33 protein-coding genes and 1 tRNA gene are annotated in these 26,637 nt (G+C 56.2%); 7 read left to right on the forward strand and 27 right to left on the reverse strand.

Annotated features, from left to right (window positions below; translation table 11 throughout):
- Positions 1-346: 346 nt before the first annotated feature.
- Positions 347-820, reverse strand: a complete 474-nt coding sequence (locus C8N31_RS12675) for an Lrp/AsnC family transcriptional regulator (RefSeq protein ID WP_025046294.1) — start codon at positions 818-820, stop codon at positions 347-349.
- A 112-nt stretch (positions 821-932) separates the two neighbouring features.
- On the opposite strand from C8N31_RS12675, the gene C8N31_RS12680 reads away from it, so the two are divergent.
- Positions 933-2,054, forward strand: coding sequence for a glycine cleavage T C-terminal barrel domain-containing protein (locus C8N31_RS12680; protein WP_025046293.1), 1,122 nt, complete (start codon positions 933-935; stop codon positions 2,052-2,054).
- A 134-nt stretch (positions 2,055-2,188) separates the two neighbouring features.
- Here the strand turns inward: C8N31_RS12680 and C8N31_RS12685 are convergent, their stop codons facing one another.
- Complete coding sequence (locus tag C8N31_RS12685; protein WP_037917400.1) at positions 2,189-2,605, reverse strand: GFA family protein; 417 nt, start codon at positions 2,603-2,605, stop codon at positions 2,189-2,191.
- 258 nt (positions 2,606-2,863) lie between these two features.
- Positions 2,864-3,502 (reverse strand): hypothetical protein, encoded by a 639-nt coding sequence (locus tag C8N31_RS12690; protein ID WP_156026831.1) that lies wholly within the window; start codon positions 3,500-3,502, stop codon positions 2,864-2,866.
- 334 nt (positions 3,503-3,836) lie between these two features.
- On the opposite strand from C8N31_RS12690, the gene C8N31_RS20575 reads away from it, so the two are divergent.
- The gene (locus C8N31_RS20575) at positions 3,837-4,040 is read left to right on the forward strand and encodes a hypothetical protein (RefSeq protein ID WP_025046290.1); all 204 of its coding nucleotides are present in this window, start codon (positions 3,837-3,839) and stop codon (positions 4,038-4,040) included.
- A gap of 116 nt (positions 4,041-4,156) precedes the next feature.
- On the opposite strand, the gene C8N31_RS12700 is transcribed toward C8N31_RS20575, so the two are convergent.
- Positions 4,157-4,771, reverse strand: coding sequence for a DUF6854 domain-containing protein (locus tag C8N31_RS12700; RefSeq protein ID WP_025046289.1), 615 nt, complete (start codon positions 4,769-4,771; stop codon positions 4,157-4,159).
- Positions 4,772-5,156: 385 nt separating this feature from the next.
- Between C8N31_RS12700 and C8N31_RS12705 the strand changes: the two genes are divergently transcribed.
- Positions 5,157-5,957, forward strand: coding sequence for a GNAT family N-acetyltransferase (locus tag C8N31_RS12705; RefSeq protein ID WP_025046288.1), 801 nt, complete (start codon positions 5,157-5,159; stop codon positions 5,955-5,957).
- A 220-nt stretch (positions 5,958-6,177) separates the two neighbouring features.
- Here C8N31_RS12705 and C8N31_RS12710 read toward each other — a convergent pair whose 3' ends face one another.
- The 12 genes from C8N31_RS12710 to C8N31_RS12760 form a co-directional block, all read right to left on the reverse strand.
- A complete protein-coding gene (locus tag C8N31_RS12710) occupies positions 6,178-6,708 on the reverse strand; it encodes a hypothetical protein (RefSeq protein WP_025046287.1) in 531 nt (176 codons plus the stop codon).
- Positions 6,709-6,740: 32 nt separating this feature from the next.
- Positions 6,741-7,253, reverse strand: a complete 513-nt coding sequence (locus C8N31_RS12715) for a hypothetical protein (RefSeq protein WP_025046286.1) — start codon at positions 7,251-7,253, stop codon at positions 6,741-6,743.
- On the reverse strand, positions 7,253-7,381 hold the full coding sequence (locus C8N31_RS20650) for a hypothetical protein (protein WP_269146516.1): 129 nt from the start codon (positions 7,379-7,381) through the stop codon (positions 7,253-7,255). Before C8N31_RS20650 ends, C8N31_RS12715 begins: the two co-directional genes overlap by 1 nt.
- Positions 7,378-7,665, reverse strand: a complete 288-nt coding sequence (locus tag C8N31_RS12720; RefSeq protein WP_025046285.1) for a winged helix domain-containing protein — start codon at positions 7,663-7,665, stop codon at positions 7,378-7,380. The genes C8N31_RS20650 and C8N31_RS12720 overlap by 4 nt, the downstream gene beginning before the upstream one ends.
- 97 nt (positions 7,666-7,762) lie before the next feature.
- On the reverse strand, positions 7,763-8,080 hold the full coding sequence (locus C8N31_RS20720) for a helix-turn-helix transcriptional regulator (protein ID WP_420877385.1): 318 nt from the start codon (positions 8,078-8,080) through the stop codon (positions 7,763-7,765).
- Between the two features lie 373 nt (positions 8,081-8,453).
- Positions 8,454-9,596, reverse strand: coding sequence for a tyrosine-type recombinase/integrase (locus C8N31_RS12730; protein WP_037917397.1), 1,143 nt, complete (start codon positions 9,594-9,596; stop codon positions 8,454-8,456).
- 245 nt (positions 9,597-9,841) lie between these two features.
- On the reverse strand, positions 9,842-10,729 hold the full coding sequence (locus C8N31_RS12735; protein ID WP_037917444.1) for an HAD-IIA family hydrolase: 888 nt from the start codon (positions 10,727-10,729) through the stop codon (positions 9,842-9,844).
- 17 nt (positions 10,730-10,746) lie between these two features.
- Positions 10,747-11,562 (reverse strand): phosphonate ABC transporter, permease protein PhnE, encoded by an 816-nt coding sequence (gene phnE / locus C8N31_RS12740; RefSeq protein ID WP_025046283.1) that lies wholly within the window; start codon positions 11,560-11,562, stop codon positions 10,747-10,749.
- Positions 11,562-12,383: a phosphonate ABC transporter, permease protein PhnE gene (gene phnE, locus C8N31_RS12745; RefSeq protein WP_025046282.1), complete on the reverse strand. Its 822-nt coding sequence runs from the start codon at positions 12,381-12,383 to the stop codon at positions 11,562-11,564. The genes phnE (C8N31_RS12740) and phnE (C8N31_RS12745) overlap by 1 nt, the downstream gene beginning before the upstream one ends.
- Positions 12,380-13,180, reverse strand: a complete 801-nt coding sequence (gene phnC, locus C8N31_RS12750) for a phosphonate ABC transporter ATP-binding protein (protein WP_025046281.1) — start codon at positions 13,178-13,180, stop codon at positions 12,380-12,382. Before phnC ends, phnE (C8N31_RS12745) begins: the two co-directional genes overlap by 4 nt.
- A gap of 69 nt (positions 13,181-13,249) precedes the next feature.
- Positions 13,250-14,224 (reverse strand): phosphate/phosphite/phosphonate ABC transporter substrate-binding protein, encoded by a 975-nt coding sequence (gene phnD / locus C8N31_RS12755; RefSeq protein ID WP_025046280.1) that lies wholly within the window; start codon positions 14,222-14,224, stop codon positions 13,250-13,252.
- 182 nt (positions 14,225-14,406) lie between these two features.
- Positions 14,407-14,799 carry a DUF2147 domain-containing protein gene (locus C8N31_RS12760; protein ID WP_025046279.1) on the reverse strand — a complete coding sequence of 131 codons (393 nt, stop codon included), beginning with the start codon at positions 14,797-14,799 and terminating at the stop codon, positions 14,407-14,409.
- 295 nt (positions 14,800-15,094) lie between these two features.
- Between C8N31_RS12760 and C8N31_RS12765 the strand changes: the two genes are divergently transcribed.
- Positions 15,095-16,489, forward strand: a complete 1,395-nt coding sequence (locus C8N31_RS12765; protein WP_025046278.1) for an amidase family protein — start codon at positions 15,095-15,097, stop codon at positions 16,487-16,489.
- Positions 16,490-16,580: 91 nt separating this feature from the next.
- Here C8N31_RS12765 and C8N31_RS12770 read toward each other — a convergent pair.
- From C8N31_RS12770 to iscR, 11 genes are all read right to left on the reverse strand, one after another.
- Positions 16,581-16,657: transfer RNA gene (locus tag C8N31_RS12770), tRNA-Arg, on the reverse strand.
- 53 nt (positions 16,658-16,710) lie between these two features.
- Positions 16,711-17,931 (reverse strand): cysteine desulfurase, encoded by a 1,221-nt coding sequence (locus C8N31_RS12775; protein ID WP_025046277.1) that lies wholly within the window; start codon positions 17,929-17,931, stop codon positions 16,711-16,713.
- The gene (locus tag C8N31_RS12780) at positions 17,931-18,515 is read right to left on the reverse strand and encodes a Yip1 family protein (protein ID WP_025046276.1); all 585 of its coding nucleotides are present in this window, start codon (positions 18,513-18,515) and stop codon (positions 17,931-17,933) included. Before C8N31_RS12780 ends, C8N31_RS12775 begins: the two co-directional genes overlap by 1 nt.
- A complete protein-coding gene (locus tag C8N31_RS12785; RefSeq protein ID WP_025046275.1) occupies positions 18,512-18,997 on the reverse strand; it encodes a hypothetical protein in 486 nt (161 codons plus the stop codon). Before C8N31_RS12785 ends, C8N31_RS12780 begins: the two co-directional genes overlap by 4 nt.
- Complete coding sequence (sufD, locus tag C8N31_RS12790) at positions 18,997-20,277, reverse strand: Fe-S cluster assembly protein SufD (RefSeq protein ID WP_025046274.1); 1,281 nt, start codon at positions 20,275-20,277, stop codon at positions 18,997-18,999. The genes C8N31_RS12785 and sufD overlap by 1 nt, the downstream gene beginning before the upstream one ends.
- A 2-nt stretch (positions 20,278-20,279) precedes the next feature.
- Positions 20,280-21,035, reverse strand: a complete 756-nt coding sequence (sufC, locus tag C8N31_RS12795; protein WP_025046273.1) for a Fe-S cluster assembly ATPase SufC — start codon at positions 21,033-21,035, stop codon at positions 20,280-20,282.
- A 43-nt stretch (positions 21,036-21,078) separates the two neighbouring features.
- On the reverse strand, positions 21,079-21,393 hold the full coding sequence (locus tag C8N31_RS12800; RefSeq protein WP_025046272.1) for a heavy metal-binding domain-containing protein: 315 nt from the start codon (positions 21,391-21,393) through the stop codon (positions 21,079-21,081).
- Positions 21,390-21,749 carry a hypothetical protein gene (locus tag C8N31_RS12805; protein WP_037917394.1) on the reverse strand — a complete coding sequence of 120 codons (360 nt, stop codon included), beginning with the start codon at positions 21,747-21,749 and terminating at the stop codon, positions 21,390-21,392. Before C8N31_RS12805 ends, C8N31_RS12800 begins: the two co-directional genes overlap by 4 nt.
- The gene (gene sufB, locus C8N31_RS12810; protein WP_025046270.1) at positions 21,746-23,269 is read right to left on the reverse strand and encodes a Fe-S cluster assembly protein SufB; all 1,524 of its coding nucleotides are present in this window, start codon (positions 23,267-23,269) and stop codon (positions 21,746-21,748) included. Before sufB ends, C8N31_RS12805 begins: the two co-directional genes overlap by 4 nt.
- A 35-nt stretch (positions 23,270-23,304) precedes the next feature.
- The gene (locus tag C8N31_RS12815; protein ID WP_025046269.1) at positions 23,305-24,345 is read right to left on the reverse strand and encodes a cysteine desulfurase family protein; all 1,041 of its coding nucleotides are present in this window, start codon (positions 24,343-24,345) and stop codon (positions 23,305-23,307) included.
- Positions 24,346-24,445: 100 nt separating this feature from the next.
- Positions 24,446-24,907: a Fe-S cluster assembly transcriptional regulator IscR gene (gene iscR, locus C8N31_RS12820; protein ID WP_025046268.1), complete on the reverse strand. Its 462-nt coding sequence runs from the start codon at positions 24,905-24,907 to the stop codon at positions 24,446-24,448.
- Positions 24,908-25,083: 176 nt separating this feature from the next.
- Here iscR and C8N31_RS12825 point away from each other — a divergent pair, with 176 nt between their 5' ends.
- Genes C8N31_RS12825 through C8N31_RS12835 form a run of 3 tightly spaced genes read left to right on the forward strand, consistent with a single transcriptional unit; the run spans position 25,084 to position 26,572 of the window.
- Entirely contained in the window at positions 25,084-25,737 is a 654-nt protein-coding gene (locus tag C8N31_RS12825) for an alpha/beta hydrolase (protein ID WP_025046267.1), read from the forward strand.
- Positions 25,737-25,976, forward strand: a complete 240-nt coding sequence (locus tag C8N31_RS12830; protein WP_025046266.1) for a hypothetical protein — start codon at positions 25,737-25,739, stop codon at positions 25,974-25,976. The genes C8N31_RS12825 and C8N31_RS12830 overlap by 1 nt, the downstream gene beginning before the upstream one ends.
- The gene (locus C8N31_RS12835) at positions 25,973-26,572 is read left to right on the forward strand and encodes an HD domain-containing protein (protein ID WP_025046265.1); all 600 of its coding nucleotides are present in this window, start codon (positions 25,973-25,975) and stop codon (positions 26,570-26,572) included. Before C8N31_RS12830 ends, C8N31_RS12835 begins: the two co-directional genes overlap by 4 nt.
- The last annotated feature ends 65 nt before the right edge of the window (positions 26,573-26,637 follow it).

Consider the following 26,637-nt stretch of genomic DNA (forward strand, 5'->3'; position numbering starts at 1 on the left):
AAACTGCGCTTACTTTTTAAGGATCAGTTTCCGTATTTTGGGTTCTTCGAGCAGCCCGAAGCATTGATGCCTGCAAAACTGCCAAGTTGAAAGTCCGCTGTTGGCGGAGCGAAGAGTCGGTCGTGCTCCTACTGTTTCTTCGGAATTGCAGCCGGGTTCGAAGACCGCTTTGTGCTAACTGCCGTCATTGTTCTGGGCGATGGGAGCGGCAGGTTTGTCCGCACAGCCGACATTTGGCGAATGTTAACACCCAAGAGACCGACAAAAACTGTCAGATGACGGCTGTGAGCCCCAAAGTGCTGATTTCTGTGATGCGGCGAAAGTCGGCTTCCTTACTTCGCTTTGATCACCTCTTCGGCCTAAGAACGTCACAAGGAATGGCGGGGGCGTCTTTGTAGGTCTCGGAAACGAAATGCGTCGTGTATCGGACTATGTTTTCGTCGTCGTCAAACAGCCGGTCGCAGACCTCTTGATACTCGACCATATTTTGGAAGTTCCCTATAAGTATCGCGTCTAACTCACCTGTTACGCCATACGCATACGCTATGGCAGGTTCCGCCTCGACGCGCTTGGCGAACGCGGCTCTTTTCGCGAGATTGTAATCTTTGGTCGTGGCTGTGATGATTGCCCGCAGGCCGCGCCCTAATTTGGCACTATCCACAAGATAAATGTTTTTGGTCAGGATGCCTGCGTTTTGAAGGTCTCGAACCCGACGTAAACACGTTGATGGCGTCGAATTGACCACTTCGGCCAATTCCGCGTTTGTTATGTCTCCGCGTTGTTGCAACGTCTCGATGATGCGAATGTTAAGTGTGTCCATAGAGGGCCTGCAATAATGTGCCACTTTTTCGGTATCTTTGACCACAACATGCACGAAAAACCTATAGTTCCTATGAAAATCTTCTACCGCTGAACCAAACTGGAGAGATCACATGGCGTTCGAAATAGGCATTGGCCCAAACAACCGAAAATCCGTCTATTTCGACGCAACCGTTGCTGATGGTGTGGCATGCTTTTCGGTTTACAATCATATGCTTATCCCAGCGCATTTCGGAAACCCACAAGCTGAGTATGACAGCCTAATGAACGGCGTGACGATTTGGGATGTCGCCGCCCAGCGCCAAGTCGAGGTTTCTGGGCCAGACGCTGCGCGACTCATTCAGTATTTGACCACTCGCGATATTATTAAGAGCAAAATTGGCCAAGGACGCTACGTTCCGGTCTGCAATCACCAAGGTCAGCTGATCAATGATCCGGTTTTGTTGAGGCTCGCGGCTGACCGGTTTTGGCTTTCTATAGCGGACAGCGATATAGAGCTGTGGGCGAGCGCTATTGCCGCCGAGCGCAAATGGGACGTGCAGGTGTTTGAACCGGACGTTTCTCCGCTCGCGATCCAAGGCCCATTGGCCAATGACCTGGTTGCTGATCTCTTTGGCCAATGGGTCAAAGAGCTAACGTACTTTGGCTTCAAACAAACTGAATTGCAGGGAATCCCGCTTGTGCTGGCTCGGTCGGGCTGGTCCAAGCAGGGCGGTTATGAGTTGTATCTACAAGACGGTGCGCGTGGGGTTGAACTGTGGAATAAAGTTAAGTCAAAAGGGGCAGCATACGGAATTCGTCCCGGCGCGCCCAACGATTTGGAGCGAATTGAAAGCGGGTTGGTTTCTTACGGAGCCGATGGGCGTTTGCAAGCGAACCCCTGTAATCCGTTCGAAATATCTTTGGGCAAGTTGGTCGATTTTGACAAAGCAGATGACTTCATCGGGAAGGCCGCCCTTCAGAAAATCAAGAAAAAAGGCGCGAAGCGCAGGCGTGTTGGCTTTGTTATCTCTGGCGCGCCGGTTCCTGCCTGCCAGCATTCTCTGGACGTGAAAACGGCGAACGGGAAAACTGTTGGTGTCCTGAGCGAGTTTGTATTTTCCAGCCGATTTTCAAAGAATATCGGCGTCGGAATGATCGCGATGGATATCGGGAATGATGCCGCAGATTTGGTAGTCCAATTGGACGGGGAAACCCGCCAAATCGCCATTGAGCCGTTGCCTTTTTCTTTTTAGCTGGCGGCGCGGGAAGCGGCCACTCAAACTGGTGCAGCGAACTCGCACTAAGTCCCGCTCCTTACCTGTTCAGGCACGGCGCAGCGAATATCAGCTTCCGACTGATGTCGGCAAGAACAGCGACATTAGAAAAATCAGGCAGGCATTCCAACTGCTTTCGGAAGATTGGTGTCCATCTTATCCCACGGCTGTGCGCTGCTGACGTAAATGTCACGGCTTGGCGTGTACCAGCTCGGATCATCCAGGCTCCCCGCAAACAGGATCATAGCCCCTTCACTTGCCTTGTTGATCAGGAACAGCGGAGACCCACAGTCAGAACAGAAGCCGCGAAGCATGGCATGGCCGCGATCAGCTCGGCGCTCGAACCACTTCGGTTCCCCTTTTTCGAGCTTGAAATCTGCCTGTTTCACCAGGACAGCCGGAAAATATGCACTTCCAGTTGCCTGCTGGCAATCACGGCAATGGCAATTCCCCATGTAGCGGGCGACACCTTCGGACCTGTATCGAATTGCTCCGCAAGCGCATCCACCGGTGAACTGTTCTGGCAACATAAGTATTCCTCCCAAGTGTACCTTAGGAAAGTGAACTTATTTCGCAACACCCTTAAGGTCCTGCATGGCTTTACTGGGAAAACGGTCCTTGGATCATCGGCGGTCAAGGGCAGGTTTGTCCGCACTTTTCGGGTTGGTGCGCTGCGCAGCGAACGGCGTGCCCTCCCAGACCAGCCGCTCGTAAATCATGCAGCAAAGGTGTCAGGAGAGCCCGAACTTACGGTTGCTTGCGGCGCGTAGAAGGGCGGCTTTGCTATCTTAGGCATCGCTGTCATCCAGTGGCGGATGGGTCAGCAGCAATGTAATGGCGAAAAAGTAGTGCAATGCGATAGGCAGTATCGAGAGCGTTACGACTCTCGTGCCCAAAGCCGTATCCAGAGCGATGAGTGTTTCGTTGGTCGCGATGACAAGGATAGCTACCATTGCATAGAGCTTCAACAGATGGCGCCGGAAATCGAGAGGGGCATCGGAATCCTTCGAGACTGGCGCGAAGCGATTGATGATATCACTGTCACCCCAAACACCTAGCGCCATCAATGTCGCATAAAGCGCACAGTAGATACTAACCAACCGCTGACTCAGCCACGGTTCGGACCACCAGATTTGCAATGATAAAAAACAGAGAAGAATTGCCATAGCCCGGCTTGTCGCATAGCTAGCACGACCAAATGTAAAACGATGTCGCCGGACGGTTACCGGAAGTGTGCTCCAGATTTGAGCTGCTTGGGCGAGCACACCTGCCCAAACAAACGCAATGGAATCTTGCACGTGCACTGCTTGTAACGCTGTCCAACTGCCGAGAAAAATGACCGGCATCAGCAATCGTCCCGGTGAGACCGGGGGTAGATGGCTTAGCAAAAACCACAAGAACAATGAAAAGCGACGCAGTGGGGTCATACACTTGTTATATGAAAACGCTGTTGTGGCATGACTGCGGCCGACACAAGGATTTTCCGCGACCGTGGACTTGCCGAAAAGCGATAGCAGTCATTGGCGCATCCGCAGCGAAAGCACACTAAGTCCGCGCACCGGACATTTGGGCTGCTGCTAACGTTTGAAAGCCATACCACTTTTGTCAGATGACGGCTGTGAGCCCAAAGGCGACCTCAGTCGATCTCGCAGCGTCTGCTGATAAGGGCGGAAAGCAGACGTTTGCTGCGGGTGGGGACCCCAGAGATCGACCATTCGCATCCATGTTGGCGACCTGCATAGACATCGTCATTGCGCATGTGTGCCACCCGCTCGCGCGCAGACCACCAAACAGCGATTGTTTGGCGGCTTCCTGGTCCAAATGAAAGAACTGTGGATCGTATTTCTGCGCCTTGGGACAACACGTCTGAAATTCGAAGAGCTGCTTGGCGTTGCCATCCACATCGGTGTGCGGGCCGTCATTGATTTGGATGGCTTAGGCGCTGGATGTATGGGACCAGTTTGAAGACCCACGATCCTGAAGCTGCAAACAGAATCCGAGCAATGGAAGAGATCAGCCACAAACGCTGCGAAGGCAAAGAATGTCGTTGCCTTCGCACTCACAACGCATAGCGAGCGATGTCAGCCTGCGTAGCGGAATATGTTGCGGAAATCCAATTCGATATCTGCAATTATATCCATATACCCCTTGCTAGCTCGCAAGGCATCATAGGTCTTTTCAATCGCATCCATGGACGGATAACCGACGCCCAACAGACGGCTTCCGGCGTCACTCCCGGTCATGATTGTGCCATACCGCAATACCATCGCCCCATTGTCTTCAAACAGATGTACAAGCGGTGCCATCCGTTCGGTCATAGGTGTGGCTGACCTCCACCGTGTCAAAACGCCATAAGCCGGTGTCTCCGCGGCGGTGTTCTTCAAACCGAGGTCTTCCATCTTGCCTATATTGCGTAATGTGACCGAAATTTTACCGCTTCCAATCAACGCCTGATACGCATCTGAAGAGCCATAGACGTCAAATGCGCGGTCGATCCCGTTCAGTTCACTGTAGAACTGAAATAGAACCATGCTTCCGGCATGTTCTCCTGTGCTTATCACGCCATGCCGGGTTCCCAGGGCCCCCGCCTGTGATTTTAGCTCTGCCGCAAGAACCCCTACGTGTTCCAGCGCCTTGCTCAAATATCCTGGATCGCATTTTGCGACAGTAATCAATGTATAACCGTTTGAAGACATTGTTCCCCCTAAAAGAGTACTCAGCGGAAATGCTGAGCAATCTGCCCGGCTTCTTGCACCGAACTCCCCCTCAAGGTTGGTTTCTTGGTCTTGGCCCACAAACAAAGGGCGCAACACAAATGCTGAATTCGTTGGATAACTAAGAACTAACCCTACTGGTTATTGTCCAACCAGTCAAAAGCAGCTTCGATGCGACCAAACTCGCTGCTAATGACTGCTCCGAGCCCACAGCTTCAGATGCTACGCAGTGTACGAGTGTCCGCTAAAGGTCTTCCCGAGATTTAGGGAACTGGGAGCTTCAGTATGTGGCGTTACTTGCGAGTTGCCGTTGCGGGCATTAAAAACTCGTCACCAGCTGATCATGAGAAGGCCAAGGTGGACAGATATGACTAACGATTTCTCACCGTACTTCGGGACTGATATAGTCAAAGCCCTGCAACAGGCCCGGGATGAGCAGGTTGCTGCGCTCGCTGACCTGCCCGGTGCCGTTGTTCATGCCCGCACATTCTCAAGCGACGATCCAGCCAAGCTTGGTTGGGGTCACTTGAAGCGGATCATGTCGGAAGAAGGCATGGTAACACTACGCGGTGCTGACGAAGCGACTGTCGAAATTGCCAAAGAAAAACTGAGCGACTTTGATCCCAAGCTGCACATCTGGGACCTTTTCATGGCAGATGCCGAAATCATCCGCGACGTTTGCGGCACAATTGTTCAAGGCGGTCGTCCCGATGGCGTGACACGCATCTCCGACGGCGCAATGACTCCGCAGAAAGCCCAGGAAGTTCAGGCTTTTCTAACAGATCAGGGTGTCTCGCCTTTCTCAACGGATGCACTGCTCGGCAAGCTTTTTCCCGCAAGACTGATCTCCTTGCAAAACGCCGAAGGCAAGGTTGTCGCGGCTGGCTTCGCGGCCATGACCCACAACCGCCACAGCCCTTTTTATGAATCAGCGTGGGTAGGCCTTATCGCAGTCGATCCTACGTTGCGCGGACTGGGACTTGGCAAATACATGGATGCGCTCTGCAACCTCGTTGCCGTTGACGAACTCGGCGCGATATCGACGATGGAGTTTGTTGCTCAGGACAATGCTCCCTCACGTGCCATGCTAGAAAGCTGCGGCTTGAAACAGGTGGCCGCGAAGTCGGTTGTTATGTTTTCAACATCAACTGACCGCATCACGAAATAACAGTCACTTCGAAAATGCGGCGCGAACCAAATGCATATTCGCAAAGCCGCCATTGGAGTAACCGCAGCGAAAGCTCACTTTGTCCCGCAAACCGGAAGTCTAAGCAACTCTCACGTCTCAGCATCTTGTGCCAATACTCAAGCGTTCGCCCTAGACGCGAAGTGTTCAAAGTTGCTTAGAAATGAAGATTGCATAGATAGCTCTGCGCATTGCGTCATTCTCAGTCAGCCACTCCCCCGTTGCGAACATTGCCAACAATGGCCTGCCCACCGCCCTCTACGTTGACGTGCTGCACAGCTATCGTCTGTTTGGCCCCGTGCCGGTGTTTGCGTAGCACGTCCATCTGAGCTGTGTAAGTGCGCGCCAGCGCGTTGTAGCTGGAACAATGCACCTTCACCTGTTCAAGCGTCGCATTGGTCGCAAGCCGTCTGCCTGCGCGTATCATGGCAACGTGCGTCGCGGCCATCTGAAGCGCAAGCATCCGTTCGACGGCGTCACGAGGAGCAATCTCTTTGATTGTGGCCAGCATGAAGGCGCGTTCGTCGTTACCTTCATACTCGTCGCTCGCTTCGTCAGGCTTGAGAACCTTCAGGCAATGAGACAACAGGCCGTTTGCCATCTCGGGCGTTTCCGTCTGGAACAGGTCTTGCAGCGCGTCTTCGGCGTGCAAGACAACTTGATGCCCGCTTTCCGGGGTTCCTTTCAATGTCACGCCCAGTGTGCTGGTCGGCTTCTTTGGTGGTTTGCTCATGTTGCCTCGTTCCTACAGGGGAGTGGTTAGTATTAGTGTTCCACCTGAGTACCCAAGGAGGGCTTGATTTCCCCCCTGACGGGTTCTCTAGTGGACCCAGAACGCTTGGTTGGGTTTCGTGGTGGACCCATTGGCGATGTTGACGGGTACTCTGGTGGGCCGTCTTTTGTTTTCGCCCGCCATTTCTGCCAGTCATTTGTGGCAACTTGAACGCCTTTGGAAGTCTGCATTCGCTTGGTGGTCAACCGCCATTCGTGGGCCTTGCGGTGATACCAATTGCCTGGGTTTTGCAGCGCAATGAACCCTTTTTCCTCAAGTTCGATAAATGCCCGCTGGGCAGTTCCCTTGGATATGCCTAGTGCTCTAACTGCCTCGTTCATTGACAGGCGGACATTGCCATTGTTGCCACCATTAAAGCGAGTGTGCAGTTCCAGCCAGACCTTGACGGCGGCCCCTGATAGGGACCGCCATGCTTCGGATTTGATCTGTGCATAGGGCAACGTGGTGTACTGCCCTTGCTTGTCGTTGCGTTTGCCCTTCGCCATCAGCGATGCCTCCGGCGCAATTCATAGTTGGTGCGGACCCAATGGTCGGGCAGGTTATGCTTGTGCATCAAGTGGCGCTCAAAGGGCGTGGCAGGGATGCTGTGCGGCGCTTTGCGTTCGGTTTTCATGCGCACGCCTCCTGTTCAAGCAGTTGCACCTCTGCGTCACAAGACAGGACGTATCGGGCGAGGGTGCCGGGATAGATGCCTTTGTGCGGCTCCATGATGGTTTCTATTGGGATACCAAGTTCTCGGAGGTCAAAGACGTAACCTGACCAGCGTGGCGCGGGGCGGGTAATGGGGGTGACACCCTTCGCACCTGCTTCTACCAATTGCACCATGGCCCAGCCCAAGCGGCCCTTGAGTTCAAATGTACGGGGCTGTTCGCTCAAAAGCGTTACTTCAATCTTCATTGGATTGTGTCCTTTACGTAGGAAGGACAGCGCGGTATCTTGAAAGTCTGTAGTCTATCCAGCACCCGCGTCTGTCATTTGACTGCGTGGGTGTTGTTTATTTGCCGCCAGTCGATGCGGGACGGTCCGCGAGCCAAGCCTCAATCGCACTTTGTGGCCATGCCACGGCGCGTTTACCGATGCGGATAGGGCGGGGAAATTCCTCCCTATCCATCATTGAATAAAGACTGCTACGGCTCAGTCCGGTTGCTGCCTCAACAGCTGGTCGGCGAAGGTGATTTTCTGTCATTTTTGACTCCAAAGTAGGGGGCCTTTCGCAAACCTGTTGCGACTCGGCACTTGTTCTGCGACTTTGAAGTTGGAACGGGGTTGCACATTCCTTTCCAACTTCGGCCACCCTACTGCCTGCAAGCATGGGGTGGCCCTCTCAATCTGATGATTGATTGAGCGTATCGGCATTCTATGGGCCTCATTGCCCTTCACAAGACTTTTGTTGGTTTTTTCTAGCGTATTTTGGATACATGCTCCCTTCGATCCTTTGACGTACGAAGAATACCTGAAGTGCACGAGAAACTGCAAATTTTGTGTTACGGTGAACAAGGTGTGGATGGCCCAGTCGACACCGGGTGTGGTGGCGTGGCGACTCAGGTGGGCTATATCTGGTGAAACTCTAACTGAAAATTGGGGACCGTCTTGCCAAACTTCGCGTTCCCCCGATACGCAATGCAGGCTTTCTGCACAGTGTGTCCAAGAAGTTTCGAAGAATTTTTTGGGTTCCTCAGAGCCGCTCAGAATTGACGTGTGACTGCAGCGGATGCCCACTGCTCCATCAACCTTCTTCGCTTCTCAAAAAAGTCCGACCGTGCATAAGCTGCCTCTGCCTTGTCCTTCACAACATGCGCTAACGCCGCCTCTGACACGTCGCGAGGCGTGTTGGTGCTCTCTTGCGCCCATGTCTTGAATGAGGTGCGAAACCCGTGCACGTCCACGTCATAGCCTAGTGCCTTAGTGAGTTTGAGCAAGGTCATGTCGGACAACGGCTTTCCGATTTTCGTTCCCGGAAATACAAGACCTTCACCCCTCCCAAGTTTCCGGGCCTCTGCCAATATCTCCAATGCACGCGACGAAAGGGGGACGCGGTGTTCCTTCTTTGATTTCATGCGCAGCGCTGGGCGCGTCCAGATACCTTGTTCCAGATCAAATTCGGACCAATCCGCATTGCGCACCTCACTGGACCGGGATGCCGTGAGAATAACCATTTCCAAGGCCAGCTTGGTCAGGTCGCCTGCGTCCGATGCATTCAAGGCGTCTAGGAACTCTGGCACCTTGTCATAGGGCAAGGCTTTGCGGTGTTGCTGCGCCTCTGTGTGTTTGGGCAAGGCTTGGGAAATCGCTTCGGCGGGATTGTCGGCGCGCCAACCGTTCGCCACGGCCCATTTCATCACGGTCCCGATACGTTGCCGCACGCGGCGGGCGGTTTCAGGTTTTGCCAGCCATATCGGTTGCAGAACCGCCAGCACGTCCGCAGTGGTGACCTCTGACACTTTTAACTTGCCCATGCGGGGGAAGGTGTAGGTCTCCAAAGTAGACAGGAATTGTGCCGCGTGTTTCTTGTTTCGCCATGTAGGTTCGTGGATTTTGTGGACCTTGCGCGCCGCATCCTCAAATGACAGCAGCGATTGTGAGGCACGTTTGGCTTGCAAGGGGTCACCACCCGCACGCGCCTGCTTGCGGTTCTCTAGTGCCGTTTCGCGTGCCTCTGCCAAGCTAACCAGTGACGCGCTGCCCATGCCTATCTCAGTGCGCTTGCCGCGAATGACAATGCGCTGCACCCATCGCTTTGCGCCTGAGGCCTCGACTTTGAGGAACAGGCCGTGACCGTCTGTGTACTTGCCGGGCTTGGTAACTGTGCGTACGAATGCGGCGGACAATGCTTTCTCTGCCCGCTTGCTTGGGGCCTTGGGTTTGTTTCAATGAATTTCGTCCGCCATGCCGTCCCCCATTATTTACTGGAATATGGGGGACGAGACTGGAACGTGCAAGACATGGGTGTATATTAAATATATGTTTTATAGTATTTTATGGAACACTTAGGAGCTTAGTTAGGCGGACTGTCTCTCCGCCATTTATTCCCCAGTGGCTTTCTGATGTCCGGCGATCACTTGTGTTGCGCAGGTCAGGGACGATCGAGAATGAAATCAGGCTGAATACCCGAGGTTTGGATGGGCGCATCCACGTCATGCCCTGCAAAGAACCCATACCCTGAAATCAGCGCAGTTTTGAGGCCCGCGGCCTGTCCGCCAAGAATATCTGTGTGCAGGCTGTCGCCCACCATGACCGTGCGGTCTGGATCGAAATTGCCTAGCCGGGCGAACGTCAGGTCAAAGATGTTGCCGAAAGGTTTGCCAAAAAACTGCGGCGCGATGCCGGTTGCGTCCGCCAGTTCATGGGCAAAATGCCCCGGTTCTGTTGAAAACCCGGTCTCGCGCGGCGCGACGATGTCAGGGTTGCCCACATAGACCGGGCGGGGATTATCACGCAGGGATTGTACCAGCATGGCTTGCCGCGCCTCGGTCCAGACCGCGCTGCCGAGCATAAGAAACGCCTCGGCTTGATCATAGGCTTGGCGGCTATCCTCCAGATAAGTGACATCCAACCCTTCCAGATCGGCACCTCCAAGGGCCTTGTTCGCCATCAAACCCCAGCGACGCGGCGGTTCTGAGCGTAGTCCGTGCAGGATGGTTTTGCGGCTGGTGATCACGTCTTCGGGTGCAAAATCATAGCCGAGGCGGGCGTATTTCGCCATGAGATCACCATGGGGATAGCCCGCCGCATTGGAGACCACGACCACCCGTTTGCCGGCCTTTTGCAATCTGGCCACCCGTTCCGGCACGCCGTCAATGGCTGTTTCGCCGATGTTCAGAACGCCAAATGCATCCAGCAAAAACACGTCGATCTGATCCGCTATTGCCTCGAGATGCGGCATCCGTTGACAGGCGCCACCACGGGACACTTCCGGCAAGCGGTGGCGCACGTTTTCATACGCCGCAAATGCTTCGTTCATGTTCAAAACACAGGTTCCTAGATAATCGCGCCGCGCACCTTGGCCGACACCCATTCAGAGATCACCACCGCCGCCAGGATCACCAGCAAGATCAGGGACACCTGAGGCCATGCCAGAACATTGAGCGAGGAAGACAGTTGCAGGCCGATGCCGCCAGCGCCCACCAACCCAAGAACCGTGCTTTCTCGGATATTGATGTCCCAGCGGAACACGGCAATCCCCGCAAAGGCAGGCAGGATCTGCGGCACAATACCATAGGCCATCACCTGCCAACGCGAAGCGCCGGTTGCGGTGATCGCCTCAACCTGTGTTTCGTCAATCTCTTCAATGGCTTCATAGAGCAGCTTGGCACAGAACCCGATAGACCGGATGGCGATGGCGATGACACCCGCAAAGACCCCCGGACCGATGATCGCGATCAACAACAGCGCCCAGATCAATGAATTGATCGACCGGGTCGAGACGATGATCAACAAGGCGATAGGCCGCACGATGAACCGCGAGGGCGTCGTGTTGCGCGCCGCCAAAAACGCCACAGGAACCGCAAGGATCAGTGAGATCAATGTGCCCAGCGTGGCGATGTTCAGCGTGTCCCAGATCGGTTTGCCCAGTTGGGTGATATATTCCCATTTGGGCGGGGTCGCGCGGGTCCAGATGTCATTGGCGATGCGCGGAGCATCCCAGACAAAGAACCAAGTGGTCGATTTGGAAATCTGCTGCCAGCAATAGGCAAAGACGGCGATGCCGATCAGCCAAAGCGCCCAGTGGAACAGGCTTTCCCGGCCCGCCCGGCGCTGCCAGATCTTTTGTCCTTTGATGTCTTGTACTGGCATTATTGCACCCGCGCCCTGATCACGCCCGAGAGGTATTCCAGCCCCATGACGATCACGATGATAATCAGCAAGATTGCCGCCGCTGTATCGTATTCATAGCGGTCAAAGGCGGTGTTCAACGTGGCCCCGATACCGCCTGCGCCGACCAGCCCAAGGATCGCGCTTTCCCGAAAGTTGATGTCGAGGCGGTACATGGACAGGCCAATAAGCCGTGGCATGACTTGGGGTTGCACCCCGTAGTTAATCCATTGGGTCCAGCGTGCGCCAGAGGCTTTGATCGCCTCGGCTTGCACCTTGTCCATGCTTTCGATGTCTTCGGCCAGCAGTTTTGACAAAAAGCCGATGGTGGCAAAGCTGAGGGTGAGGAAGCCTGCAAGGGGGCCAAAGCCAAAGATCGCAACCAACAGAATGGCGACGATGATCTCTTGCAAGGCCCGGCTGATGGCGATGATGCCGCGGCAAATCAGATAGACCGGCAGAGGTGCGACATTGCGGGCCGCGCCCAGTGCAATCGGGATCGAGATTGCGATGCCAACAACCGATGATGCCACGGTCATGATGATGCTTTCCATCATGCCCTCGAAAATATCCGAGGACCGGGTCGTGAAATCGGGGTTTGCAAAGGCCAGAACAAACTTTTTGCCCCTTTCAAGCCCCTCGTAAACCCGCGACCAATTCACTTCGATCGTCATATAGGCCGCGATCAGATAGGCCAGCGCCCCCAGCAGCAAGGTCCATCTCAGCCAACGCCGCTGAATAAAGGGGGGCTTTTTCCAGGGCTGGCCGATCCGGCCGGCAACATCAAAGGCAGCATCGCTCATGACGCGGCGCTTTCGGCTTCGAGATCATCTTCGTCCACGGCCTCAATCGTCGCCTCCCAGTCTTCTTCGCCGTAGATCTCGGTCAGCTTATCCGGGGTCAGCCCATCAGGCGGCCCGTCATAGACCATTTCACCAAAGCGCAGGCCAATCACCCGCTGCACAAACATCTGCGCTAGGGCAACGTCGTGAATATTGATGATCGCTGCAAGGCCGCGCTCTTTGCACAGCTCGCAGATCAAACGCATAATCTGCCGCGAGGTTTTGGGATCAAGCGATGCCGTGGGTTCATCCACCAGCAGCAACGCGGGGTTCTGAATCAAGGCCCGGCAAATACCAACCCGCTGCCGCTGTCCGCCTGACAATTCATCCGCACGTTTGTCCGCCATATGGGCAAGGCCAACACGGTCCAGCAGGCGAAACGCTTCATCGACATCGGACTGCGGAAACCGGCGCAGGAAACTGCGCCAGAACCCGACATAACCCAAACGGCCCGACAGAACATTTTCCATCACCGAAAGCCGTTCCACCAAGGCATATTCCTGAAAGATCATCCCCATGCGCCGGCGTTCCTTGCGCAGCATCCCGGCGGACAGCCCTGTCAGCTCAACATCGCCCAGATACACATTGCCCGATGTCGGCTCAACCAGGCGGTTGATGCAGCGGATCAAGGTGGATTTGCCTGCCCCCGATGGGCCAATAAGCGCCAGAACCTGACCTTCTGGGATCTCCAGATTGACGGCCTTCAGCGCCTGATCCCCGGTCTTATACGTCTTCACAAGCTTCTCAAGCCGCAGCATGAAAGCCCCCCTTACCTCAAGCACATTTTTGTTGGAAAGGGCGGGCCCGTTGGCCCGCCCGATCAAGGATTATTCGCAAGCGTAGCTGACGCCATTTGCAGCGTCGATCTTGCGGATCACTTCCCAGAATTCCTGATAGGTCATCTCAAGGAACTGACCCTCGTTCGATTTCTCAAACTCCGCCTGCAGCGACGTGCCTTCCCACTCAAAGTTAAAGAACGCGTTGCGGATCTTGTCTTTCAGCTCGGGCTTGAGGTTGTGTGCTGTGCCAAAACCGGTGGTGGGAAAGGTTTGCGATTTGTAGATCACCTTGACCTGATCTTCGGTGATCACATCACGGCTCAGCATCCGCGCCTTGACCGAATTGGCGATAGAGGCCGCCATATAGTCCTTGTTGGCCACACCAAGGATCGAATTGTCATGCTTGCCCGAATAGACCGGTTCAAAGTCCCGCTCTGGCAGCATGTCAAAGTCGCCTTTCAAAATCGCGCTTGGCGCTTTGAAGCCTGAGTTTGACGTGGGCGAGGTAAAGGCCAATTGTTTGCCTTTGATGTCCTCAACCTTTTCGATGCCGGAACCGGGGTACGTGATGATCTCCATCTCGTAGCCGAAATTGCCGTCTTTGGACGCCATAATGGTAAACGGGTTAAACCCGGCGCAGTTCACAGCCAAAGGGTTGGACCCGGTGTTGAAGCCCGCAATGTGCAAACGCCCCGACCGCATTGCCTCAATCTGGGCGGCGTTGTTCTGAACGGGAAAGAAGACCACAGACTTGCCGGTCTCTTTCTCCAGATGGGTCAGGAAATCAGACCATGCGGTTTTGTAAACAGCGGGATCTTCTACAGGCGTATAGGCAAAGATCAGTGTATCGGGGTCAACCTGATCGGCCGGATCTGTGGGCGTGTCCGCAATCAGATCCCCGTTCACATCGCAGAAACGCTTGTCCAGATCACCGCGCGGGCAGTCCTCAGCAGCGGCGGGTCCGACAATGGCCAATGTCAACGAAAAGGCAGCGCCAGACAAAAGTGTGTTCATTAATTTCATGTAATATCCTCCCAGGCTTTGGAGGCTAGCGATAACACTGGTCTAGGCAAAGCTATTTCTGTGGAATTTTTGTCCACTTGGGCAAAAAAGTTAGCGCAACCAACAATTGTTAGAGCGCAAACAACTTTTTCACCCTGTACTGGCTCTTCATTTTTACGTGGCTCCACCTGAGAATGCGATCATTAACGCAGGCGGGTCCAGTCCACGTTTACACATCCCCCGCTGTCGCAGTTCTGAAACTGCATGATGTTCCCCTGCACCTGCATCCGAGAGGCAACAAGGCGGTTGCCATGCGGCTCCCACATCTGGCCCTGATAACTGCCATCGGGTTGGATCTGCATGTCCATCAGCATCCGCCGCCCCACAAAACTGGAGGGCGTGTCATAGCCAAATCTGTTCTTTGTCCGCTCAATCTGGCCGCAGATCGAACGACCGCAGGGTTTGGTGCGCACGTGGACAACCAGACCGGCAGTATCAGGCGGCGATTGCCACAGACCAACCGGCCAATCAGCTGCCGCAGGCGGCGCAGCAAGCAGGTAAATAACAAGCGGAAACAGCAGTTTAGAATAGTTCATGTGCATCACTCCCCAAAGCGATACGGGTTCGCATTGCCTCATGCCGAATCTGGACAATGATCAAAGCGCAATGGATTGATTACGCCTGCGCGAGAAACCAGTCAAATGTTATTGTGGGGTCGGGATCGGGCCTTAAAAATAGGTCTTTGAGTGGCCAAACCGCCCGCAGGCAGCCGCGCATCCAGCGCCCTGAACAATGCGCAGTTGCCAGTGGCCCGCATCTGCATAAACTGCCCTAAACCCTGTGCATTATGGCACGGCGCATTTCCCTGATACGGGCACAAGGAGACAGGCTATGACCGACATCTGGCAATGGACCGCCGCCGATACCGCGGCTGCAATCCGCACCAAGGACGTGACCGCAACCGAGGTGACGCAGGCGCATTTGGCGCGGTTGGCCGAGGTCAATCCAAAGATCAACGCAGTGGTGCAGGACTTCCCGGATGAAGCGCTCAGCGCCGCGCAAAAGGTGGATGACGCTATCGCACGTGGCGATGATCCCGGCCCGCTTTGCGGTGTGCCTGTGACAATCAAGGTTAACGTCGATCAGGCCGGCCATGCCACGACCAATGGCCTCCGGTTGCAAGAACATCTGATTGCCAAGGCCGACAGCCCGGTGGTGTCAAACTTGCGCAAGGCCGGTGCGGTGATCATCGGACGCACCAACACCCCCGCCTTTTCTATGCGTTGGTTCACCCAGAACAACCTGCACGGAACAACCTTAAACCCCCGCAACAAGGCGATTACGCCCGGCGGATCATCGGGTGGCGCGGCGGCGGCGGTCGCGGCCGGCATAGGCGCAATTGGCCATGGCACGGATATCGCGGGGTCCATCCGTTATCCCGCCTATGCCTGCGGATTGCAGGGGTTGCGGCCCTCTTTGGGGCGGGTGCCAGCCTATAACGCCACCGCCGCAGACCGCCTGATCGGGGCGCAACTGATGGCGGTCTCCGGACCGATTGCCCGCAGCATCAAGGATATCGCGCTGTCCATGCAGGCCATGTCCGCCGCAGACCTGCGCGATCCCTGGCATGTTCCGGCCCCTCTGGCGGGGGGTGATTTTCCCAAACGCGCCGCCCTAGTCATCGCGCCGGGTGGCATGCCTGTCGATGATACCGTCGAAGCCGCGTTGAGACAGGCCGCGGCGCAACTCACAGACGCAGGCTGGATCGTGGAAGAGGTCAGCGGCCCGCCCATGCGCCACGCCGCTCAAATCAACGCCCGGCTGTGGATGGCCGACACCCAATTTGCCGCCACCGCAATGATCGAAAAGGAAGGTGACGCCGAGGCGCAGTTCGTGTTTGAGCAGATGTCGAATGATGCAGGGGACGTTGGCCAAAAGGAACTGATGAGCGCCCTGCAAGCCCGCGTGAGCCTGATGCGCGAATGGGACATGTTCTTGCAAGATTACCCGGTTTTGATCTGTCCGGTGTCCGGCACCCTGCCCTTTGATCAGCAACAGGATGTGCAATCTCCCGAAAGTTTCGCCGCACTCTTTGAGGCGCAGCTGACCCAACGGGCGGTACCTACCGTTGGCCTGCCTTCCCTGGCCGTGGCCATGGGGGAAATCCAGGGGCGTCCCAACGGTGTCCAACTGATCGGCCCACGCTACCGTGAGGATATCCTGCTGGCCGCAGGTGTGGTGATCGAAGCGGCAAGTGGGCAGCCGAAAGCGGTGGATCCAAATTAGGGCTAGGCTGTGCAATAGGGCTGCGCTTCGAGTGACCTATCTTGAGGGGGAAAGGTTTCTGTTACGTGTAACAAATACAAGGGCGGAAAAATGGCGGACCATAGAGGATTCGAACCTCTGGCCTCTGCCTTCGGAGGGCAGCGCTCTATCCAGCTGAGCTAATGGTCCCGCAAGGGGCGGTATAGCCAGCCTGCCCCGCCCCTGCAATCGAAAATCAAACCTTAGGCAAAGAGATCATGCGCAAGTTCGAGGGCATCCACCAATGCGTCCACTTCGCCGGTGGTATTGTACATCCCAAAGGACGCGCGACAGGTGGCGGTGACGCCCAGATGTTCCATCAACGGACCAGCGCAATGATGACCGGCCCGCACGGCAACACCTTTTTTGTCGAGAATGGTCGAGATGTCATGGGCATGCGCCGCCCCGTCCAGCGTAAAGCTGAAAATCGCGCCCTTGTCTGCTGTGGTGCCCTGCACCTGTAGCCAGTTCAGCCCGCCCAGCCGCGACACCGCATAATCGCGCAGCGCGTCTTCGTGGGCGGCGATTTTATCCATGCCGATCTGCATCATATAGTCCAGCGCCACGCCAAAACCGATGGTCTGGACAATGCCGGGCGTGCCAGCCTCGAACATCATCGGGGGATCGTTGTAGGTGACGCTGTCTTTGTGCACTTCTTTGATCATATCGCCGCCGCCGATAAACGGGCGCATCTCGGCCATGCGTTCGGATTTGATGTAGATCGCACCCGAGCCGGACGGGCCATATAGTTTGTGACCGGTGATCGCATAGAAATCACAGCCGATGTCCTGCACATCCACAGGCATATGCACCGCGCCTTGCGATCCATCGACCAGAACCGCAACACCTTTGGCATGGGCGGCCTCGGTGATCGCTTTGACATCGACCTTGGTGCCCAGAACATTGGACAATTGGGTGATTGCAATCAGCTTGGTCTTGGGGCCGATGGCATCAATCACCGCCTGCGGGTCAAGCGCGCCGGTGCTGTCTGTATCCACCCACTTAAGGACCACACCCTGCCGTTCGCGCAGGAAATGCCATGGCACGATATTGGCATGGTGTTCCATCACGCTCAGCACGATCTCGTCGCCCGCCTGCATACGCGGCATGGCCCAGCCATAGGCGACCGTATTGATCCCCTCGGTTGTGCCGGAGTTCAGCACGATCTCGTTTTCCGTCTTGGCGTTGAGAAATTTTGCAATGGTGCCGCGCACGGCTTCATATTTATCGGTCGCCAGATTGGACAGGAAATGCAGGCCGCGATGCACATTGGCGTATTCCATCGAATAGGCCTGCGTGATGGCATCAATCACCACCTGCGGTTTCTGCGCCGAGGCACCATTGTCGAGGTAAACCAAGGGTTTGCCGTTGACCTCACGCGACAGGATCGGGAAATCGCGGCGGATCTGCGCAACATCATACATCAGTTCAAAACTCCTTGGGCGGTCAGCCCGATCAATGCAAGAAGGATCCCAAGACCCACAACCAGCCCGATACCGGACAGGACCAAAACCAGAAACGCTTTGCCCATCGAGGGCAGATGCAGGGCCGCGACAAGAAAATGCAGCATGACCCAAAGGCTCCACCCGGTCAGCACGATGGAGGCCAATGTGGCCATCGCGGGCATCACAAAGGACAGCACGATCAAGGCCAGCTCTGCCACGGCCCGCATGACCTGAAGCCAGACCATAACGGCCAAAAGCCCGTCGAGCGTGCCACTGCCTCCGGTTGCGAGGCCAGTCCAATAGGCGGCGTGGACATAGACAACCATGATCCCCGCCACCAGAACAAACAACGCCAATGGCGATGCTGCATAGCCGGGCAGGTTCAGTGTGCTGGGCGTCAGCGCAATGAGCAGGGACAGGACAAAAGTATAAAGCGCTGCGACAAGCGCCATCGCGGTCCAAAGGGTTTCGCGGCTAAGCTGCCAGCTCAGGATTGTTTCAGCGGCACGCCGCGGCTCGCGCAGGGTGGTCCGCGCCAGCGGGATCAGAACATCGGGGGTCATGACGCACCCTTTGCCGCGCCGCGCAGCCCGCCAAGCCAGAACCACAAAAACACGGCAAGCCAGATCATGCCAACGCCGGTCATTTCAATGCCGGGCCCGACAAATCCGGCTGTCAGCCCCCAAAGCAACAGAACCGGCGAGGCCGCCAGAAGCGCCCAAAACAGCGCAACCCGTGCACCAAATCCGCTCAGCGATGAGCCAAGCGCCCGCGCCACCAGTTGGCTGAGAAATGCAATCAGGTACAGCAGCAAGGGCGCGATAAAGAGCCACGCCATCAACGTGCCGCCCATGGACATGCCCAAATCTGTCCCTGTCTCATGAGCTTCCCGCGCCAAACGCGGGGTTTGGGCGACAAACACCATCAGACATCCCAGCATCAGATAGATCAGCGCACGGTCCTCGCGCGGCCCCTGCACGGTCAGCCGGCGCACGACCTGCCCCGGCCCCCGATAGGTGGCCACAATATCGCGGGTCGCCGACATCAGGCGCTGCGGCGTTGCAACCAGGACGACAGACGCTCGATCAGTTCATCGCGCAGCTCTTCCTGTTCGATCTCCTCAACCGCTTCGGCCAAAAACGCTAGCGTCAACAGATCGGTCGCTTCGGCATGGGAGACACCGCGGGCGCGCAGATAGAACAATGCATCCTCGTCGATCGCCCCGGAGGTGGAGCCATGCGAACAGGCCACATCATCGGCGTAGATCTCAAGCTCCGGCTTGGCGAGGAATTGGCTGTCCTCGTCCAGCAGCAAGGATTGGCTGATTTGATACCCATCGGTTTTCTGGGCGTCTTTCTTGACAAGGATCTTGCCCTGAAAAACCCCGGTTGCCCCGTTGCGCAGCACCTTTTTGAACACCTGACGACTTTCACAATTCACCGCATCATGGGTCACAAACACCGTGTCGTCGTGATGGAATTCACCATCGCCAACGCAGGCACCCGCCACGTGGGCAATCGCGTCATCACCGGTCAGCTCGATCACACAATCATTGCGGGTCAACACGCCATTGACCGTCAGCGTAAAGGATTTGAACTGCGATTCCGTACCCAGACGGGCAAAAATATGCGTCGCCGCCCGGCGTTCATGATCGCGCCCTTGCGCGCGCACATGATGGAACTTGGCCCCGTCGGCCACATCAACCTCCATCACCTTGTTGAACCGCGCCGCGGCAGGGCCGTTTTCCAGAACCGTCAGTTCAGCCCCTGCATCAAGCTTGATGCAATGGTGCAATATCGCATCGGAAGTCTCTGATACATGGCGATAAATCAGGCTTACGGGTTTGGATGGTTTGCCTGTCACGTGAATCAGAACACCATCCGTGGCAAAGGCGGTGTTGAGGCTCGCCAAGGGGCGTTCGACCGGATCTTGGCCGTTCAGTTCCAGTGAGCCGTAGAGATCCCGCGCCCAATGCAGATCGCTTGTTGCTGTCGCCAAGCGTTCGATCGTGATCCCCTCGAGGGCCAGATCATCCGATGCATCTGCGTCAAAGACGCCATCGACAAACACCACCTTGAGGCGGTCCATTTCGTCAAACAACGGTGCCTCTTCACTGCCGAGAACGGCAGCTGGAAGTGGGTTTGGCTGGGTCAGCGTGTCTGGGCGCGTGAACTTCCAATATTCATCGCGGCGTTCCGGCAGGCCCATGGCCCGCAACCGTGCCAGAGCGTCCTCGCGGGCCGTTTTGGACCAACCTGCGCCGGGCATTTCCAACCCAGCAATCATCGCCTCGGTCGGGGTCAGTTTTTCTGCTGCATCTGCCATCTTCAGGCCACCTCGGCCAGAATGTCGGCATAGCCGTTGTTTTCGACTTCCAGCGCCAGTTCAGGCCCGCCGGTTTTCACGATACGGCCATCGGCCATGATGTGTACAACATCCGGTTTGATGTGATCCAACAGGCGCTGATAGTGGGTGATCACCAGAAACCCGCGCCCTTCGTTGCGCAGGGCGTTCACCCCTTCGGCAACCAATTTCATCGCATCCACGTCCAACCCGGAATCGGTCTCGTCCAGGATGCACATTTTTGGTTCTAGCATCGCCATCTGCAAGATTTCGTTACGCTTTTTCTCGCCGCCAGAGAAGCCCATGTTGACAGGCCGCTTGAGCATATCCGCGTCGATTTTCAGGTCTTTGGCCTTGGCACGCACCACTTTGAGGAACTCAGCGGCCGACATCTCCTCCTCGCCCCGTGCCTTGCGCTGTGCGTTCACAGCCGTGCGCAGGAAAGTCATGTTGCCCACACCGGGGATCTCAACCGGATATTGAAATGCCAGGAACAGGCCCGCCGCGGCACGTTCTTCCGGCTCCAGCTCCAACAGATCTTCCCCTTCAAGCGTGGCGGATCCTTCGGTCACTTCATAGCCATCCTTGCCAGACAGAACATACGACAGTGTGGATTTGCCAGAGCCGTTAGGCCCCATAATCGCATGGACCTTGCCCGCCTCAACCTCAAGGTTGACCCCTTTGAGGATCTGCTTGTCTTCTTCTTCCAGCTTGACGTTCAGGTTCTTGATGCTCAGCATGTTTCTCTTCCTATTCCGTGCCTTACGGCAAATTCTTCATGTATCAGCTAAGGCTGACAGCGGTTCCCGATACGGACACCATCATCATGCTGTCCGAAATAATCTCATAATCAATGTCGATGCCCACAACCGCATCTGCGCCTTTGGATCTGGCTTCGTCTTCCAGCTCTGACATCGCGGTTTCACGCGCATCGCGCAGTTTGGTTTCATACTGGCCGGAGCGGCCACCTACGATGTCCGTCACGCGGGCAAACATATCGCGGACGATATTGGCCCCCATAATCGCCTCGCCCACGACAATGCCGCGATAGGCGGCGATGCTGCGGCCCTCGACCGAGTTGGTTGTTGTAAGGATCATGTTTCATTCTCCTTGCCCTTGGCGGCAAAAGGGATCGCTCCATCCTGCTGCGCCTGTGCAAATTTCAGACGGAACTCTTCTTGTTTCAAATCATGCAGCTGCGCTTGAAGCGCTTCGCCGCGTGCTTGTAAATGGCGCCTGCGCCAAGCCTTGATTGCGAGCCAGATAACCGCGACCCCCACCGTACCTGAGGCGCCCCAGACGCCAGGCTGGGCCAGACCCAGCCGGGCTGCACAAAACATCAACCCCAAACCCACCAAGACAAACAGGCTCAGCCTGCCCAGAACCGGCGTTTGCGCCATTCCCGGACCTGCATCGGCATGCAAGCTGGTGTGGTTGGGAGGTTGGTCGGTCACCCCACAGACCCTTCCAGCGAGATCGCCACAAGCGCTTGCGCTTCCATGGCAAATTCCATCGGCAAGGCCTGCAACACGTCTTTGCAGAACCCGTTCACAACCAGTGCAACCGCCTCTTCCTCGTCCATCCCGCGCGAGCGGCAATAGAACATCTGGTCGTCATCCACCTTGGAGGTTGTCGCCTCATGTTCTACCCGGCTGCTGTTGTTCTTGACCTCGATATAGGGCACCGTGTGTGCCCCGCATTGATCGCCGATCAGCAGGCTGTCGCATTGTGTGTAATTGCGCGAATCCTTGGCCTTGGGGTGCATCGACACCAGACCGCGATAGGTGTTCTGCGCCTTACCAGCAGAAATGCCCTTGGACACGATCCGCGATTTGGTGCGCTTGCCCAGATGGATCATCTTGGTGCCGGTGTCGGCCTGCTGCATGTTGTTGGCGATGGCGATAGAATAGAACTCACCCTGTGAATCGTCGCCGCGCAGGATGCAGCTTGGGTATTTCCATGTTACCGCAGATCCGGTTTCGACCTGTGTCCACATCACCTTGGCCCGGTCGCCGCGACAATCGGCGCGTTTGGTGACAAAGTTGTAGATGCCGCCTTTGCCGTCTTCATCACCGGGATACCAGTTCTGAACGGTGGAATATTTCACCTCGGCGTCTTCCTCGATGATGATCTCGACCACTGCGGCGTGCAGCTGGCTTTCGTCGCGTTGGGGGGCTGTGCAACCTTCAAGATAAGACACATAAGACCCCTTGTCGGCGATGATCAACGTACGCTCAAACTGGCCGGTGTTTTCGGCATTGATACGGAAGTACGTCGACAGTTCCATCGGGCATCGCACACCGGGCGGCACATAAACAAAAGAGCCATCCGAGAACACGGCAGAGTTCAGCGTCGCATAAAAATTGTCGGACACCGGAACAACCGTGCCGAGGTATTTCTTCACCAGCTCGGGATGCTCGCGAATGGCCTCGGAGATTGAGCAAAAGATCACGCCCGCTTTCTTCAACTCATCCTGAAAGGTGGTGCCGACAGACACGGAATCAAACACCGCATCTACCGCCACTTTGCGGCCCTCGGCAGGCGCATCTTCGGCGCCCTCAACACCGGCAAGGATCATCTGTTCCTTGAGTGGAATACCAAGTTTCTTGTATGTTTCCAAAAGCTTGGGGTCAACGTCATCCAACGACTTGGGCTTTTCCGCCATGCTTTTGGGGCGGGCATAGTAATATTGATCCTGAAAATCGATTTCAGGGTAATCCACCATTGCCCAATCCGGCTCTGTCTTGGTCAACCAGCGCTCATAGGCCTCCAACCGCCAGTTGGTCATCCACTCCGGCTCTTCGTTTTTCTCGGAGATCAGGCGCACGATGTCAGGGGTCAGGCCCTTGGGCGCATACTCCATCTCAATATCCGTGGACCAGCCGTATTTATACTTACCGCCCACTTCGCGCACGGCATCCACGGTCTCCTGATCAACGCCTTCCTTGACGCCATCGTTCTCGTTCAGGGTCACAGTATCCAAGGTCTTGTTCCTTTCCGAAGGCCCGTTCAGGCGGCCCGTTGCTCGTGTTTTTTCAGTTTCGCCGTCCAGCTGTCCGCAAACCGCAGCACGTCATCTTGTGTCGTCTCCAGACCCAGCGAAACGCGGATCGCGCTCGCGGCCTGAGTGTCATCAAAGCCCATCGCCCGCAAGACAGCACTTGCACGCACCTTGCCGCTGGAACAGGCCGATCCGGCAGAGATCGCAAATCCGGCCAAATCCATCTGCATCACTTGGGTCTCACCCTTCCAACCGGGGGTCATCATGCACAGCGTATTGGGAAGCCGCGCCGCGCCTTTCCCGACAAAAATAGTCTTGTTTTCGCCAGCCTCAAGAGCCTGCTGCAGAATATCGCGCAATTGGGCAATTTCTTCCCAGCGGCCATTGGCCACATCCTGCGCCGCCGCCGCCGCTGCTGCGCCAAAACCGGCCATGCCGATGATATTCTCGGTGCCGGACCGCCGGCCCATTTCCTGCCCGCCGCCCTTGATCTGTGCTGGCACCTCTTGGCCGCGCCGCAACACCAATGCACCGATACCTTTCGGTCCGCCCAGTTTATGCGCCGAAATCAAAGCCATGCGTACCGCAGAGCCGATGAAATCCACCGGAATTTTGCCAAAGGCCTGTGTCATGTCGCTCAGCGCAAGTCCCGCAGGGAGATCCTGAAGCACACCGGTTTCGGAATTGGCCAATTGCAGGGTCGATTGCGCGGGATCGGCAATCTGGACATGTCCATCCCCGTTCACCGGCAGATCCGCGCCAAGCCAAGCCCGCACCGCGTCATGCTCAATCGCGGCGCCAGCCAACTCACGCCCGCGCATCGCCAATGCTGCCGCCTCGGTTGCGCTGGAGGTAAAAACGATATCCGCCCCTTCCGCCCCCATCGCCGCAGCCACCTGCGCCCGCGCCTTTTCAACCAATGCCTTCGCCGCACGGCCCTCGGCGTGCACCGATGATGGATTGCCCACCACATCCATCGCCGCAATCATCGCCGCCCTTGCCTTGGCCCGCACTGGGGTTGTGGCATTATGATCCAGATAGACCCTCATGTTTTCTTTTTGGCCCTAAATATCTCCAGGGAGTTTGAGGGACAGCGTCCCTCATGCCCTTTAAAATCATGTCGCGCTTGCGCGGCCTTTTCACACCGGTTCATGGCTCGTCCACCACCGCAAAAAGATTCGGGACCGCCGGACAGGGAACCAATTCATTGGAAATCACATCCGACAACCGGGTCTGGTGCAAAAACACGTAAACATGGGCGCTCAAGCCCTCCCACAAACGGTTGGTCAATGACTGCGCGCGGCTGCCTGATGATCCACCCGATGCGCCCGCGCCTTTGTGCATCGCATCCACGGTTTCATCCACAGCCGCCAGTATATCCACCACACGGATCTCCGATGTGGGCCGTGCGAGCCGGTAACCGCCTCCAGGTCCACGTACCGAAGTGACCAGTTCGGCGCGGCGCAGCTTCACAAACAGCTGTTCCAAATAGGGCAGCGAGACCGACTGACGCTCGGAGATGTCGCCAAGCGATACCAAAGCCCCCTCCGGTTGCAGGGCAATATCGGCAAGGGCGACCATCGCATAGCGGCCTTTTGTTGACAGCTTCATCGCTGACCCCCCAAATTGCACCCGCTTTGATTGACGCGGGCGCATGAAAATGCATAAACGCTTAGACTGGCCCGCGTGAATAGCGCTCGGGCACAAGATTAGAACCGTTCTAAGGAGCCTTAGCGAATTTGTCAACTATTCGCGGGACGCTTTGAACCATCCAGACAGGGACGCTCATGCCAGAGGTCATTTTCCCCGGACCAGAAGGCCGCCTCGAAGGCCGCTACCACCCCCAAAAAGAACGTGACGCACCGATTGCGATCGTCCTGCACCCGCATCCGCAGTTTGGCGGAACCATGAACCACAAAGTGGTCTATAACCTGCATTATGCCTTCTACAACATGGGCTTTACCGTGTTGCGGTTTAACTTCCGCGGTGTCGGGCGCAGTCAGGGTGAATATGATCAGGGCATTGGCGAATTGTCTGATGCGGCCTCGGCGCTGGATTACCTGCAATCGATGAACAACAACTCCAAGCATTGCTGGGTTGCTGGTTTCTCCTTTGGCGCCTGGATCGGCATGCAGCTTTTGATGCGCCGGCCCGAGATCACTGGATTTATCTCGGTTGCGCCGCCTGCGAATATGTATGACTTCAGCTTTCTGGCGCCCTGCCCGTCTTCGGGTCTGATCATCAATGGCACCGCTGACCGCGTTGCGCCGCCGCCTGACACGGTCAATCTAGTGAACAAGCTGCACGAACAAAAGGGCATAACCATCACCCACCAAGAGGTCGAAGGCGCGGGCCACTTCTTTGAAGAGCCGCATATGGACACGTTGATCACCTCAACCACCGACTATGTGAAGCGCCGCCTGACCGAGACCACGCGCTGATGGCAGATCCTGTTGTCATCGAAATGGCCAACAAACTGGCGGAAGAATGCCTCGCGGTGCAAAACGAAACTGGCGAAGACCGCTTGTTTATGGAGGTGGGCACCGTGCTTGGTGCCTCCTCCCAGACCCTCGAAGAGGCGTTTTTGACCGCCATCCGCACCCGGATGGCCAATGACAAAGGCCGCGCGTTTCTCGCGCAGAAACTCAAGGCGCATCGCGCCGCTTCGGGCGGATCATGAAAGACGCCGGCGGGCTGTCCCGGCTGGACCGCCAGATCGCCTTTCTTAATGAGGCGGACAAGCTCAAGAACACCATCCGCGCGACCGAATTGTGCGACAATTCGCGCTATGAAAACTCGGCGGAACATTCGTGGCACCTGACCCTTTATGCCTTGGTTCTGGCAGATCAGGCTGGCCCCGGCGTTGATTTAACTTTGGTCATAAAGATGTTGATTCTACACGATTTGGTAGAGATCGACGCGGGCGACAACCCGATCTTTGGTGACCACGACATTGCCCAAATGGAAGCCCTGGAACAAGCCGCCGCAGACCGTATCTTTGGCCTGCTGCCGGACGATCTGCGCGATGAGTTGCGGGCCATCTGGGAAGAGTTTGAAGCCGCGCAAAGCCCATCTGCGCAATTTGCCAAATCCCTCGACCGGTTTCAGCCTCCGATGCAGAACCTGCAATCGGGCGGCGGCAGCTGGACCGAGTTTAACGTCACCCAAGACCAGATCGCCGACCGCGTCGGCAGCAAGATCGCCATTGGCGCTCCGCGTCTGTGGGATTACGCAAAGCAGCGCATCGCGGTGTTCTTTGCCGCCTTGGAAAAATAACCCGCGTCGCTGGCTTGGGGGCATTTGATTAACAAGATCAGGAGGATTGTCCGGTATACAAAGGT

Source organism: Sulfitobacter mediterraneus (assembly GCF_003054325.1).
GTDB lineage: Bacteria > Pseudomonadota > Alphaproteobacteria > Rhodobacterales > Rhodobacteraceae > Sulfitobacter > Sulfitobacter mediterraneus.

What these genes read in the sequence shown, in the direction of transcription:
- C8N31_RS12675 (WP_025046294.1), bottom strand. Translation starts at nt 820, where the DNA reads ATGGACACACTTAACATTCGCATCATCGAGACGTTGCAACAACGCGGA.
- C8N31_RS12680 (WP_025046293.1), top strand. Translation starts at nt 933, where the DNA reads ATGGCGTTCGAAATAGGCATTGGCCCAAACAACCGAAAATCCGTCTAT.
- C8N31_RS12685 (WP_037917400.1), bottom strand. Translation starts at nt 2,605, where the DNA reads ATGTTGCCAGAACAGTTCACCGGTGGATGCGCTTGCGGAGCAATTCGA.
- C8N31_RS12690 (WP_156026831.1), bottom strand. Translation starts at nt 3,502, where the DNA reads ATGACCCCACTGCGTCGCTTTTCATTGTTCTTGTGGTTTTTGCTAAGC.
- C8N31_RS12700 (WP_025046289.1), bottom strand. Translation starts at nt 4,771, where the DNA reads ATGTCTTCAAACGGTTATACATTGATTACTGTCGCAAAATGCGATCCA.
- C8N31_RS12705 (WP_025046288.1), top strand. Translation starts at nt 5,157, where the DNA reads ATGACTAACGATTTCTCACCGTACTTCGGGACTGATATAGTCAAAGCC.
- C8N31_RS12710 (WP_025046287.1), bottom strand. Translation starts at nt 6,708, where the DNA reads ATGAGCAAACCACCAAAGAAGCCGACCAGCACACTGGGCGTGACATTG.
- C8N31_RS12715 (WP_025046286.1), bottom strand. Translation starts at nt 7,253, where the DNA reads ATGGCGAAGGGCAAACGCAACGACAAGCAAGGGCAGTACACCACGTTG.
- C8N31_RS20650 (WP_269146516.1), bottom strand. Translation starts at nt 7,381, where the DNA reads ATGAAAACCGAACGCAAAGCGCCGCACAGCATCCCTGCCACGCCCTTT.
- C8N31_RS12720 (WP_025046285.1), bottom strand. Translation starts at nt 7,665, where the DNA reads ATGAAGATTGAAGTAACGCTTTTGAGCGAACAGCCCCGTACATTTGAA.
- C8N31_RS20720 (WP_420877385.1), bottom strand. Translation starts at nt 8,080, where the DNA reads ATGCTTGCAGGCAGTAGGGTGGCCGAAGTTGGAAAGGAATGTGCAACC.
- C8N31_RS12735 (WP_037917444.1), bottom strand. Translation starts at nt 10,729, where the DNA reads ATGAACGAAGCATTTGCGGCGTATGAAAACGTGCGCCACCGCTTGCCG.
- phnE (WP_025046283.1), bottom strand. Translation starts at nt 11,562, where the DNA reads ATGCCAGTACAAGACATCAAAGGACAAAAGATCTGGCAGCGCCGGGCG.
- phnE (WP_025046282.1), bottom strand. Translation starts at nt 12,383, where the DNA reads ATGAGCGATGCTGCCTTTGATGTTGCCGGCCGGATCGGCCAGCCCTGG.
- phnC (WP_025046281.1), bottom strand. Translation starts at nt 13,180, where the DNA reads ATGCTGCGGCTTGAGAAGCTTGTGAAGACGTATAAGACCGGGGATCAG.
- phnD (WP_025046280.1), bottom strand. Translation starts at nt 14,224, where the DNA reads ATGAAATTAATGAACACACTTTTGTCTGGCGCTGCCTTTTCGTTGACA.
- C8N31_RS12760 (WP_025046279.1), bottom strand. Translation starts at nt 14,799, where the DNA reads ATGAACTATTCTAAACTGCTGTTTCCGCTTGTTATTTACCTGCTTGCT.
- C8N31_RS12765 (WP_025046278.1), top strand. Translation starts at nt 15,095, where the DNA reads ATGACCGACATCTGGCAATGGACCGCCGCCGATACCGCGGCTGCAATC.
- C8N31_RS12775 (WP_025046277.1), bottom strand. Translation starts at nt 17,931, where the DNA reads ATGTATGATGTTGCGCAGATCCGCCGCGATTTCCCGATCCTGTCGCGT.
- C8N31_RS12780 (WP_025046276.1), bottom strand. Translation starts at nt 18,515, where the DNA reads ATGACCCCCGATGTTCTGATCCCGCTGGCGCGGACCACCCTGCGCGAG.
- C8N31_RS12785 (WP_025046275.1), bottom strand. Translation starts at nt 18,997, where the DNA reads ATGTCGGCGACCCGCGATATTGTGGCCACCTATCGGGGGCCGGGGCAG.
- sufD (WP_025046274.1), bottom strand. Translation starts at nt 20,277, where the DNA reads ATGGCAGATGCAGCAGAAAAACTGACCCCGACCGAGGCGATGATTGCT.
- sufC (WP_025046273.1), bottom strand. Translation starts at nt 21,035, where the DNA reads ATGCTGAGCATCAAGAACCTGAACGTCAAGCTGGAAGAAGAAGACAAG.
- C8N31_RS12800 (WP_025046272.1), bottom strand. Translation starts at nt 21,393, where the DNA reads ATGATCCTTACAACAACCAACTCGGTCGAGGGCCGCAGCATCGCCGCC.
- C8N31_RS12815 (WP_025046269.1), bottom strand. Translation starts at nt 24,345, where the DNA reads ATGAGGGTCTATCTGGATCATAATGCCACAACCCCAGTGCGGGCCAAG.
- iscR (WP_025046268.1), bottom strand. Translation starts at nt 24,907, where the DNA reads ATGAAGCTGTCAACAAAAGGCCGCTATGCGATGGTCGCCCTTGCCGAT.
- C8N31_RS12825 (WP_025046267.1), top strand. Translation starts at nt 25,084, where the DNA reads ATGCCAGAGGTCATTTTCCCCGGACCAGAAGGCCGCCTCGAAGGCCGC.
- C8N31_RS12830 (WP_025046266.1), top strand. Translation starts at nt 25,737, where the DNA reads ATGGCAGATCCTGTTGTCATCGAAATGGCCAACAAACTGGCGGAAGAA.
- C8N31_RS12835 (WP_025046265.1), top strand. Translation starts at nt 25,973, where the DNA reads ATGAAAGACGCCGGCGGGCTGTCCCGGCTGGACCGCCAGATCGCCTTT.